This is a genomic window from Umezawaea sp. NPDC059074 (assembly GCF_042738955.1).
Classification (GTDB): domain Bacteria; phylum Actinomycetota; class Actinomycetes; order Mycobacteriales; family Pseudonocardiaceae; genus Umezawaea.
Map to the genome: position 1 here is coordinate 1 of NZ_JBHYHC010000209.1, position 11554 is coordinate 11554.

The window sequence follows — 11554 nt, forward strand, 5'->3', positions numbered from 1 at the left end:
GTCGTTGGCGAGCGACTCGACCGCACTAAACTGGGGTCCCGGCCTCGAAAGGCCGGGACCCCGTTGACGGGAAAGCGGGCGGGCTACCTCAGGTGCCTACCGGCCCCCACGGGCTGCTGCTGCACGGGGAGCTGGTGGGTGGGGGTGTCGTCCTCGTCGTCGTCCTCCACGTCGCCGCCCTCGTGGATGGCGAGCTTCTCCTGGATGCGGCGCAGCGGGCCGGGGGCCCACCAGGCGGCGTTGCCCAGCAGCTTGAGCACGGCGGGCACGAGGATCATCCGGACGATCGTCGCGTCGATCAGCAGCGCGAGGATCATGCCGACGCCCACGAAGCGCATCATCGCGACCTGGGAGAACGCGAACGCGCCGGTGACCAGGATCAGCAGGATCGCCGCGGCCGTGATGACCCGGCCGGTCTTGGCCAGGCCGGTCGCGATGGCGTCCTCGTTCGAGGCCCCCTTGTTGCGGGCCTCGACCATCCGGGACAGCAGGAACACCTCGTAGTCCGTGGACAGGCCGAGGATCATCGCCACCATCAGCACCACGATGCCGGAGTCCAGCGGCGACGGCGTGACGCCCAGCAGGGACGCCAGGTGGCCGTCGTGGAAGATCCACGTCAGCACGCCGAACGTCGCCGACAGGCTCAGCGCGCTCATCACGATCGCCTTGACCGGCAGCAGGACCGAGCCGAACGCCAGGAACATCAGGATGAACGTGGCGGCGATGAACAGCAGCGCCATCCACGGCAGCTTCGAGCCGATGGCGGACAGGCTGTCGACGTTGACCGCGGTGGACCCGCCGACCAGCACCTCGGACGCGCCCAGCGGCGGCGTCACCTCGCGGACGTCGAGCATCGCCTGCTTGGACGCGTCGCTGAGCGGGTCGCCGTCGAGCGTGGCCGACAGCAGCCACACGTTGTTCTTCGGTTCCTGCGCCAGCGCCGCGGTGCCGACGCCGGGCACGTCGCCGACGCGCTCGGCGAACCGCTGCACGGCCTCCTGGCTGGTGTTGCCCTTCACCACGATGTCCAGGCCGGTCTTCGCGACCTCGGGGAAGTCCTTGTTCAGCGTCTCCACGGCGACGCGCGCGGCGTTGCCCTCCGGCAGCACCTTCTCGGTGACCTCGCCGAACTTCACCCCGAGGAACGGGGCGCCCAGCGCCAGCAGCACGGCCACGATCGGGATCGCGAACAGCGCGGGCTTCTTCATCACCTTGCGGCCGAGCGTGCCCCAGCCGGACCCCGACTCGGACTTCGCCATCCGCTTGCGCCACGGCATCGCCAGCTTGTCGACGCGCGGCCCGAGGATGCCCAGCAGGGCGGGCAGCAGCGTCAGCGACACGAGGGCCGCGACGAACACCGCGGACATGCCGCCGTAGCCCAGCGACTTGAGGAAGCTCTGCGGGAACAGCAGCAGGCCCGACAGCGCCACGATCAGCAGCGTCGCGGAGAACACGACGGTCCGGCCAGCGGAGCCGACGGTCCGCGCCACTGCCTGCTCGGGTGTCCGCCCGGCGGCCAGTTCCTCCCGGAACCGGCCCACGATGAACAACCCGTAGTCGATCGCCATGCCCAGGCCCAGCAGGCTGGCCACGTTGATGGCGAACGAGTTCACCTCCGTGCCCAGCGAGATCGCGTGCAGCAGCGCCAGCGACCCCATGATGGCCAGGCCGCCCACGAGCACCGGCAGCGAGGCGGCGACCACGCCGCCGAAGATGACCACGAGCAGGATCAGCACGATCGGCATCGACACGGTCTCGGCGCGCACCAGGTCGGCGCCGGACATCTCGCTGATCGTCTTCTGGATCGGGATCTGGCCCGCGAACTGCGTCTGGACCCCGTCGACCACGAGCTGGTCGGAGATCCGGGCGAAGTCCTTGAGCTGGGTGTTGGAGTCGGAGGCCTGGAGCGTGATCGCCACCAGCGCCTTCGACTTGTCAGCGGTGCCGAAGGGGTTGGGCTGGGGGATGGTCCAGTAGGACACGACGGTCTTGACCGCGTCCGTCGGCAGGCCCGCCAGCGACTTCTCGACCTTGGCCTTCACCTCCGGCGTGTCGATCGTGGTGCCGGACGGCGCGGTGTACATCACCACGATGTCGCCGCCCTGGCGGCCGAAGGTGTCCTCGACGAGCTTGTTGGCCCGGACGGCCTCGCTCGTGGGGTCGCCGAAGCCACCCTCACTGAGCCGGTCGAAAACCCCGAGTCCCCACATTCCGCCCATCACGGTCAGCACCAAGGTGGCGATCATCACCACCCAACGGCGGTGGTACGCAAGTGAACCCCACTTCGCGAACAAGGTCGTCCTCCTACTGTGGTGGGCTATTTCATGCCCAGGCTGGCGGGTTTTGCACGGTGTTTACCGCGAGAACACATTGATAAGCGGTCGAGCGGCTCGCGCCGCTGGTGACGACCCGTTTGCCGACTACCCGCCGGTCCATCTGGTGGAAATCCCGCGGTCACCCCTGGCGGGCAAGGTATAAATGGCTCCATGCCGGGCGAACTCGTTGCTCCACCGACTAAAGCCGTGACCCTCGAAGAAGTCGCCCGAGTGGCGGGTGTTTCGCGGGCCACCGTTTCGCGGGTGGTCAACCGGGTCCCGACGGTGGACGACGACCTGCGCCAGACCGTGCAGCAGGCGATCGACGCGACCGGCTACCGGCCCAACCTGGCGGCGCGGTCGCTGGTGACCCGTCGCGCGGGCTCGGTGGCGCTGGTGCTGCCCGACGAGGTCCGCATCTTCGGCGACCCGTTCTTCGGCCGCGTGGTGGAGGGCGTCATGGGCGTCGTCCAGCCGCTCGGCGTGCACCTGGTCGTGACGCTGGCCGGGTCGTCGACCCACGAGCACCTGGTCGCCGACCTGCGGCAGGGCAGGCTGGACGGCGCGATACTGATCCACACGCACCGCGGCGACCCGCTGCCCTCGATGCTCGCGACCATGCGGCTGCCGGTCGTGCTGTCGGGCAGACCCATGGGTTCCCTCCGCGTCAGCCACGTCGACGTGGACCACGCGGCGGGAGCCCGGCTCGCGGTCGACCACCTCGTCGGGATCGGCAGGCGGCGCCTCGCCACGATCACCGGCCCGCTCGACAACCCCTCCGCCATCGACCGGCTCGCGGGCTTCCGCACCGCGATGGCCGACCACGGCGTGACCGACGCGCCCCACGTCGAGGGCGACTTCAGTTCCGAGTCCGGCGCCCGCGCGGCGCGGCGGCTGCTCGCCGAGCACCCCGACCTGGACGGCCTGTTCGTGGCGTCCGACCTGATGGCGCACGGCGCGTTGCCGGTGCTGCGCCGGGCCGGGCGGCGCGTCCCGGAGGACGTCGCCGTCGTCGGCTTCGACGACAGCGTCTCCGCGCTGCACTGCGACCCGCCGCTGACCACCGTCCGGCAGCCCGTGGAGGACATGGCGGCGGAAATGGTCCGCCTGCTGCTCGACCACGTCGACCGGCCGAACCGGCCCGTCAGTTCCGTGGTGTTCTCGCCGACCTTCGTGGTCCGCCAATCCGCCTGACGGCATTCGGCTCTCGCCGCTGCTCTGCGACCGCTTCACTGCATCGCCTCCGTCCGCGATGTCGGAGTCGCGCGCCCATTCCGGAATACCGGCCTGGTGCTGCGCGAACGGTCCGGACCCTTCGTAACGTAACACCGTTTTGGGCGTTCTCGGCTGCTACTAGGGGTGCTGGGGAGTAGGAATAGGGGTACCCGAACAGGGGGTGCTAGGGGTTGTGCTTCCGCAGGTGGGAGGAGTAGTGCGACCGGCGGCGGTCGTCACATGAGTCTCTCGGCTGAACGGAGCAAGGAAAACCCCAGTCCCGTATCGGTCGGCGATATACCGTAGGGGAGTGGTAGGGGTTGTTCTGCGTCACATTCCGTCGTTACGGTGATTGAACCTGAAGCGCATGACCGGTAAGACGGTATACGCGATACACAGCAGGAGTCGCCATGGAACACGCAACCACCGAGGTGGCCGTAGCGAATATTTCACACCAGGAACTCGTGGAGAAGTTCTGCATTCCCCCGCGTGAATGGTGGACGGCCGAAGGCGAAAGCCTCGAACCCACCATCGTGCGCGGCCTCGACTGATAGCTTCGACCCAACGGAAGGGGACCGACGATGACCCAGGTCGACACGTCCGCGGCTCGGCTCGCGACCACCGTCCGCGGCACCGGGCCCGCCGTCGTCCTCGCGCACGGCGCGGGCGGCACTGTCCAGGCCAACTTCGGACCGCTGCTCGCGCCGCTGTCCCGCACCCTCAAGGTCATCGGGGCCGACCTCCCCGGCTCGGGGGCGACCCCGCGCTCGACGGGACCGCTCGACCTCGACGACCTGGCCGACCGGCTGGTCGCCACGGCCGTGCACGAGGGCGCCGAGACGTTCACCGTCGTCGGCTACTCGCTGGGCTGCGCCACCGCCGTCCGCGCCGCCGTCCGGCACCCCGACCGCGTCACGGGCCTCGTGCTCACGTCCGGGTTCGCCGTCCTCGACGAGGCCACGCGCGCCAAGGTGCAGCGCTGGCGCACCCTCGCCGGAGGCGACCGCACCTCGCTCGCCCGCTACGTCACGACGGTCATGCTCGGCAGCGCGTACCTGGCGCGGATGAGCCACGACCAGCGCGAGGGCTTCATCGAGCTCGTCGCCCTCACCACCCCGGCCGGGCTGCTGGAGCAGGTGGACCTCGTGCTCTCGACCGACATCACCGCGGACCTCGCGTCGGTGGCCGTGCCCACCCTCGTCATCGGCACCACCCAGGACCAGCTGATCGCGCCCGAGCTGACCAAGGCGCTCGCCGACGGCATCCCCGGCGCCCGCTGGGCCACCCTCGACTCCGGTCACGCCCCGGCGCTGGAGAGCGCGGGGGCGTGGACGCGGCTGATCGAGGAGTTCACCCACTAGTCCTCTCACCAGGTCGTCGGGAGTCCCCCAGCTCCGACACCCCGCATCCCCGACCAGGATGCCGCGGAACCCCGCTCGGGCACACCGGGCGGGGTTCCGGCGTTCCGGGGACCGGCGCCCGACCGGTCATGAGCGGTCGGGCGCCGGTGGCAGGGGAATTCCTCGTCCCTGATCGGGCTGAGGCCTCAGCGGGGTGCGCGCGGACCGGTGATCCGGAAGGGGGGCACGGTGGACCTCGTGCTCATCGGGCGCTCCCGTGGACGTGTGCGACTGGGGCGGCGGCCCGGACCCGAAGTCTCACGGTGTGAAGAAGACTCGTCTCTACGGATCCACCACAGGTTTTCCTCCGCCCACTACTCTCTCCCTCGTGCGTGTACTGGCGGTCGAGGACGACGCTGAGCTGGGTCATGAGGTCGTGTCCGGACTTCGCCATGCCGGATTCGCGGTGGACTGGGTCACGGACCTGGCCTCCGCGGAGGAGAGCCTGACGGCGAACACCTACGACTGCGTGCTGCTGGACCGCGGTCTGCCCGACGGCGACGGGCTCGACCTGCTCAGCCGCTGGCGGGCGCGCAGGTCGCGGGTGCCGGTGCTGATGCTGACCGCGATGGACGGCATCGCGGAGCGCGTGGCGGGGTTCGACAACGGCGCGGACGACTACCTGGGCAAGCCCTTCGCGATGGCGGAGCTGGTCGCACGGGTCGGCGCGCTGTGCCGCCGGGCCGAGCAGCCGCGGCCGTCGCTGGTCCGCATCGCGGACCTCGAGGTCGACGCGGCGAGGCGGCGCGTCACGCGGGCGGGGGTGATGCTGAGCCTCACCGCCAAGGAGTTCGCCGTGCTCGAACTGCTCTGCGCCCGCCGGGGGCAGGTAGTCTCGCGCTCCGACCTCATCGAGCACTGCTGGGACGCCATGGCCGAACCGATGTCGAACGTGGTGGACGCCGTCGTCGTCCAACTCCGCCGCAAGCTGGGCCCCCCGCCGCTGATCACCACGTCGCGCGGGGTCGGTTTCGTGATTGACGAGATCGGGTGACCACGGCGTGGCAGAGCACCACGGCGAAGCGGTTGCGCCGGGTGCGCTGGGTGCTGACGGTGCTGTTCACCGCGACCACTGCCATCTGCATCGGCACCCTGGCCACGATCGCGCTGGTCAACGACGAGCGGTCGCGCGACCAGGCCTTGGACATCGAGCTGGACCGCCAGGTCGCGGGCCTGTCGCGGGTCGTCTACTACGACGCCGACGGCAACCTGCACCTGGAGCCGCTGGACGTGGACGCGCTGGTCAGCCGCACGTCGCTGCTGCACGTGTGGACCCGCGAGAACGGCGAGTGGGTCTCGAAGTACTCCCGCGAGGTCGACAGCGCCAAGTCCGAGGAGCGCCACGAGCTGGAGATCGTGGACCAGGTCCGCGACCTCCAGTACGCCGTGCTCGGCGACGGCGTCTCGCCGACGGGCGCCCGGCTGCGGCTCGCCGCGGCCCCGGTGTGGAACACCACGAACCAGGTCGCCGCGATCGTCCTGGTGGCCGGTGACCCCGCGCCCGGCGAGGCCGCGCACCGCGAGTACGTGATGTGGACGTTCTGGGGCTGCTTCGCGATGCTCGTGCTCGCGGCGGCCGCGGGCCACATGCTGTCCTACATCGGCACCCGCCCCGCCGTGCGGGCGCTCGAGCAGGAGGAGCGGTTCCTCGCCGAGGCCGCCCACGAGCTGCGCACCCCGCTGGCGACGCTGCGGCTGATCGCCGAGGCGGGCGCGAACGACCCGGTCCGCGCGAGCGCGTCGGCCGCCCAGGTCGTCGGGCTGGTCGACCGGATGGCGCACCTGGTGACCGGGCTGCTGGCCCGTGCGCGCGTCCGCAACGGCACCCGCGCGATGGAGTGGCTGCCGCTGCGGCTGGACCAGCTCGTGGAGGAGGTCGTCGGCGAGCAGATCGACGACGGCCGCACGGTCGACGTGGACCTGCACCCCACCGTCGTCGAGGGCGACCCGGTGCTGCTGTCGCAGGCGCTGCGCAACCTCGTCGACAACGCGGTGAAGCACGGGACCCAGGAGGACGGTCGGGTGCGGGTCGAGGTGAAGGTCTCCGGCGGCACCGTCACGGTGTCCGACCGGGGGCCCGGCATCGACGTGGCCGACCGCGACCGCGTGTTCGACCAGTGGGTCACCGGCAGCACCACCGGGACCGGCATCGGGCTGGCCATCGTGCGGTGGGTGGCGGACCTGCACCGCGGGTCGGCGCGCGTGGTGGACTCCCCGTTGGGCGGCACGACGATCGAGCTGGCACTGCCGGAAGTCGTTGCCTGAGCAAGCGCTCACAGTTTTCTCAGAGGCGGGCTGAGAAGGTTTCTCGTGAACGAGCATCAGCACGTGCACGGGGAGTGGCCGATGACAGACACGCTGACCCGGTCCACAGTGGACAGCGGGTTCCGCTCGGTCCGCTCCGCGTACGTCGCGGCCTGCCGGGGCGTCGACCGCGGCCCCGCGGTGCAGCGCGCGGGCTCCTGCGAGGCCTACGCGGACCTGTGGCACGCCGTGTCGATCCTGCTCTACGCCGACGAACCCGGCATGGCGCTGGAACTCTGCCTGCGCGTGGAGGAGCGCACCCGCCAGCGCGCGGTGCTCGGCCTGCTGCGCGCCCGGATCGCGCACGCCAACGGGCAGCCGCTCGTCGCGCGCGACCTCGCCCGGTCCGTGTTGGACGAACGCGCGCTCTCGTTGCGCACCAGGCATCTCGCGCTCGCGGAACTCGTGACGGCCGAGGTCGGCCTTGAGCAGTACGACGTGGCCTCCGCGCTGCTGCGCGAACACGGCTTCGCCGGCGACGTGCCGGACGGCCCCGAAGCGCCCTACCTGCTGGCCGCCCGCGGCGCGCTGCACGTGGCCGCCGGCCGCCGCCGTCCCGGCGTCGACGACTACCTCGACTGCGGGCGGCGGCTGGTCGACGGCGGCGTCCGCAACCCGGCCGTCCTCCCGTGGCGCTCGCGCGCCGCGCTGGCCGCCCTCGGCGACCGCCGCCGGGAGCTGGCGAAGGTGCTGGCCGAGCAGGAGCTGATCGAGGCCCGCGGCTGGGGCACGTCCCGCGCCGTCGGGATCGCCCTGCACGCGGTCGCGGCCACCCGCGACGGCGACGAGGCCGTGGAGATGCTGGGGGAGTCGGTCGACCTGCTCTCGCTGTCCACCGCGCGGCTGGAGCTGCTGCGCGCCCGCGAGGACCTGGCGCAGATCGTCCGCGCGGGCCGCGACCTGACCCGGCAGGAGGCGAAGATCGCCTGGCTCGCCCGGTCGGGGTACAGCAACAAGCAGATCTCCGAACAGCTGTTCCTCACCCGCCGCACGATCGAGTTCCACCTGTCCGGGGTGTACCGGAAGCTCGGTTTGACCGGTAGGCACGAACTGCGTGTTGCCCTGCCGGACCAGTTCGGTGACCAGTCGGTGTGACCAGGACACTTTTGCCGATCGCTGAGGCACACTGACCGCCATGTACGACTTCGACGTCCTGGTGCTCGGGTCCGGTCCCGGCGGGCAGAAGGCGGCCATCGCCGCCGCGAAACTCGGCAAGAAGGCCGCGGTGGTCGAGCGCCGCGACATGATCGGTGGGGTGTGCATCAACACCGGCACCATCCCCTCCAAGACGCTGCGCGAGGCGGTGCTCTACCTCACCGGCCTCAACCAGCGCGAGATGTACGGCCAGAGCTACCGCGTGAAGCACGACATCACGATCGCGGACCTGTCCGCGCGCACCCAGCACGTGGTGGGGCGCGAGATCGACGTCATCCGCAACCAGCTGTCCCGCAACCGGGTGACGCTGCTGCCCGGACTCGGCAAGTTCCTCGACGAGCACACGATCGAGGTCGTCGACGGCACCGAGCAGCTGCACAAGGTCACCGCCGACAAGATCGTCATCGCGACCGGCACCCGTCCGTCGCGACCGGACACCGTGGACTTCGACGACAAGACCATCATCGACTCCGACGGCATCCAGCACCTGGAGCACATCCCGCAGTCGATGATCGTGGTCGGCGCGGGCGTCATCGGCATCGAGTACGCCTCCATGTTCGCCGCGCTCGGCACGAAGGTCACCGTCGTGGAGCGGCGCGACCGGATGCTGGAGTTCTGCGACCTGGAGGTCGTGGAGGCGCTGAAGTACCAGCTGAGGGACCTGTCCGTCACGTTCCGCTTCGGCGAGACCGTGGCGTCGGTCGAGCGGTACGCGCGCGGCGCCATCGCCGTGCTCGCCAGCGGCAAGAAGATCCCCGCCGAGACGGTCATGTACTCCGCGGGCAGGCAGGGCATGACCGAGGGCCTCGACCTGGAGAAGGCCGGGATCGCGGCCGACAACCGCGGCCGGATCTCGGTCGACGAGCACTTCCGCACGCCGGTGGAGCACATCTACGCTGTCGGCGACGTCATCGGCTTCCCGGCGTTGGCGGCCACGTCCATGGAGCAGGGCAGGTTGGCGGCCTACCACGCGTGCGGCGAGCCGGTCCGGGCCATGAGCGAGAACCAGCCGATCGGCATCTACACGATCCCGGAGATCAGCTACATCGGCCGCACCGAGGACGAGCTGACCGCCGCGTCCATCCCGTTCGAGGTGGGCATCTCGCGGTACCGCGAGCTGGCGCGCGGCCAGATCATCGGCGACTCCTACGGCATGTTGAAGCTGCTGGTGTCGTCCGAGGACCGCTCGCTGCTGGGCGTGCACGTGTTCGGCACGGGCGCGACCGAGCTGGTGCACATCGGCCAGGCGGTGATGGGCTGCGGCGGCACCGTGGACTACCTCGTCGACGCCGTCTTCAACTACCCGACGCTCGCCGAGTCGTACAAGGTGGCCGCGCTCGACGCGATGAACAAGATCAGGCAGGTGACCTGGCTGGCCGAGTAGCCGGGCGGCGACCGGGCACGCCCCGAGCGCCGATCGGGCTTTTCGAGGCCCAGCACGGTCGTGGTGGGACACGGCCGCGCTGGGCCGTTCGGCGTAATCCTGGGCACGTTCCGGGGTCGAAGTCCCAGGTCGCCGGGAAATAGGGGTACCCGTCTGGAGATCGGGTGTGAGAATAGGGGGAATGTAAGCCGATCAGGGGTTGTTGGCACTTGCGGAACGTCCGTGACTCGCTGGGAGGTTTGTGGTGGTGCTGGATCCGGAGAACCTGTACGAGGTGGACTCCGACGTACCGGACCTGACCGGAGCCGTGCTGCTGCACCACTTCGACGGGTTCATGGACGCCGGTGCCGCCGGGAAGCTCCTCGTGGAGCACATCCTGTCGAGCTACGAGCACCGCGTGATCGCGCGCTTCGACGTCGACCAGCTGATCGACTACCGCTCGCGCCGCCCCAGCATGATCTACGCGACCGACCACTTCGAACCCCAGCCGGCACCCGAGCTGGTCGTGAACCTGGTGTTCGACGCGGCAGGCTTCCCGTTCCTGCTCCTGAGCGGCCCGGAACCGGACTTCCGCTGGGAAACCTTCATCGCCGCCGTGCAGCAGCTCGTGGACCGCTGGCAGGTGGGCACGACCGTGGGCTTCCACGGCATCCCCATGCGCCTGCCGCACACCCGCCCCTTGGGCGTCACGGCCCACGCAACCCGCCGCGAACTGGTCTCCGGCCACCAGCCGTTCTTCAGCCGCGTCGAGGTCCCCGGAAACGTGGCCGCCATGCTCGAGGTCCGCCTAGGCGAACACGGCCACGACGCAATCGGCTTCGCAGCCCACGTCCCCCACTACCTGGCCCAGTCGACCCACCCCGCAGCGGCCTTGGTACTCCTGGACACCATCACCCGCACCACGGGCCTCGCACTGCCGTCCGACATCCTGAAGGAAACGGCCCGCAGGGCCAGCGCCGAACTACAGCGCCAGGTGTCGGAGTCGGAAGAGGTCTCCGAGGTGGTGGCGGCCCTGGAACGCCAGTACGACGCCTTCACCGGCTCGGAACGCGAAGACCAGAGCCTCCTGCTGGAAGAGGAAGAAATCCCCAGCGCAGACGAACTGGGCGCCGAGTTCGAGAAGTTCCTGGCAGAACAAGGCCCTCAGTAACCACCACCAACGCCCAGATGGGGCCGTCCTCCAAGGGAGGACGGCCCCATCCGCGTCTCAGCCGGTCAGCCGAACCGAGGCCGAGCAGCAATCCGCTGCGCCATCTTCCGAGCAGGCAGCCGCCGAGACCGCCCATCCCACCCGGGATGACTATCAGGCCCAGACGCGACAGCCCTCAAGACCAACAGTGCGCGCAGGATCGTAGACGTGATCACCAGCGGTGCCCTCCTAGCGTTCGGCTGCATCCACCGTAGTGACCACCACACCCCACCGACAAAGCTTTTTCCAGGCAGACGGCCGTAGTAGTCATCAGGTGCCCGCTGGTTCCTCACCCAGCTGGCCCCCGGCCCCAACCCGCCCCCGCGACCAGCCCAACCCGGCCCCACCTGCACCGATCGGAACTGCACCAAATATCTTCCGGCCCCCGGCCGACACTCGCACCGTGCAGTACTGGACTAAAATTCTTCCGGCCCCCGGCCGGCACCCGCACCGCTCGGATCTGGACTTAAAATCTTCCGGCCCCCGGCCGGCACTCGCACCGGGACCAAACCGCACCATGCCGGCAGGTTCTTTTAACCCCCAACCCTGGCACCCCCCGAGTGTTTTTGCGCCCCCACCCTCTTTCGTCTTG

Annotated in this window: 9 protein-coding genes; 8 read left to right on the plus strand and 1 reads right to left on the minus strand. The window is 69.9% G+C overall.

Going from position 1 to position 11554, the window contains the following annotated elements:
- Window positions 1–83: 83 nt before the first annotated feature.
- On the minus strand, window positions 84–2246 hold the full coding sequence (locus tag ACFWW9_RS43870; RefSeq protein ID WP_390389193.1) for an MMPL family transporter: 2163 nt from the start codon (window positions 2244–2246) through the stop codon (window positions 84–86).
- A 240-nt stretch (window positions 2247–2486) separates the two neighbouring features.
- Between ACFWW9_RS43870 and ACFWW9_RS43875 the strand changes: the two genes are divergently transcribed.
- From ACFWW9_RS43875 to ACFWW9_RS43910, 8 genes are all read left to right on the plus strand, one after another.
- Window positions 2487–3509, plus strand: a complete 1023-nt coding sequence (locus tag ACFWW9_RS43875) for a LacI family DNA-binding transcriptional regulator (RefSeq protein WP_390389195.1) — start codon at window positions 2487–2489, stop codon at window positions 3507–3509.
- Window positions 3510–3940: 431 nt separating this feature from the next.
- Window positions 3941–4081, plus strand: coding sequence for a hypothetical protein (locus ACFWW9_RS43880; protein ID WP_390389197.1), 141 nt, complete (start codon window positions 3941–3943; stop codon window positions 4079–4081).
- Window positions 4082–4111: 30 nt separating this feature from the next.
- Entirely contained in the window at window positions 4112–4891 is a 780-nt protein-coding gene (locus ACFWW9_RS43885) for an alpha/beta fold hydrolase (protein ID WP_390389198.1), read from the plus strand.
- 367 nt (window positions 4892–5258) lie between these two features.
- A complete protein-coding gene (locus ACFWW9_RS43890; protein WP_390389200.1) occupies window positions 5259–5924 on the plus strand; it encodes a response regulator transcription factor in 666 nt (221 codons plus the stop codon).
- Entirely contained in the window at window positions 5921–7195 is a 1275-nt protein-coding gene (locus ACFWW9_RS43895) for a sensor histidine kinase (RefSeq protein WP_390389202.1), read from the plus strand. The genes ACFWW9_RS43890 and ACFWW9_RS43895 overlap by 4 nt, the downstream gene beginning before the upstream one ends.
- Before the next feature lie 81 nt (window positions 7196–7276).
- Window positions 7277–8329, plus strand: coding sequence for a response regulator transcription factor (locus tag ACFWW9_RS43900; RefSeq protein WP_390389203.1), 1053 nt, complete (start codon window positions 7277–7279; stop codon window positions 8327–8329).
- A 40-nt stretch (window positions 8330–8369) separates the two neighbouring features.
- Entirely contained in the window at window positions 8370–9773 is a 1404-nt protein-coding gene (gene sthA / locus ACFWW9_RS43905; RefSeq protein WP_390389205.1) for a Si-specific NAD(P)(+) transhydrogenase, read from the plus strand.
- A 244-nt stretch (window positions 9774–10017) separates the two neighbouring features.
- Complete coding sequence (locus ACFWW9_RS43910; RefSeq protein ID WP_390389208.1) at window positions 10018–10923, plus strand: proteasome assembly chaperone family protein; 906 nt, start codon at window positions 10018–10020, stop codon at window positions 10921–10923.
- Window positions 10924–11554: the final 631 nt, after the last annotated feature.

Excerpts from the sequence above, each read along its gene's own strand:
- ACFWW9_RS43870 (WP_390389193.1), bottom strand. The coding sequence starts at position 2,246 with ATGATCGCCACCTTGGTGCTGACCGTGATGGGCGGAATGTGGGGACTC.
- ACFWW9_RS43875 (WP_390389195.1), top strand. The coding sequence starts at position 2,487 with ATGCCGGGCGAACTCGTTGCTCCACCGACTAAAGCCGTGACCCTCGAA.
- ACFWW9_RS43880 (WP_390389197.1), top strand. The coding sequence starts at position 3,941 with ATGGAACACGCAACCACCGAGGTGGCCGTAGCGAATATTTCACACCAG.
- ACFWW9_RS43885 (WP_390389198.1), top strand. The coding sequence starts at position 4,112 with ATGACCCAGGTCGACACGTCCGCGGCTCGGCTCGCGACCACCGTCCGC.
- ACFWW9_RS43900 (WP_390389203.1), top strand. The coding sequence starts at position 7,277 with ATGACAGACACGCTGACCCGGTCCACAGTGGACAGCGGGTTCCGCTCG.
- sthA (WP_390389205.1), top strand. The coding sequence starts at position 8,370 with ATGTACGACTTCGACGTCCTGGTGCTCGGGTCCGGTCCCGGCGGGCAG.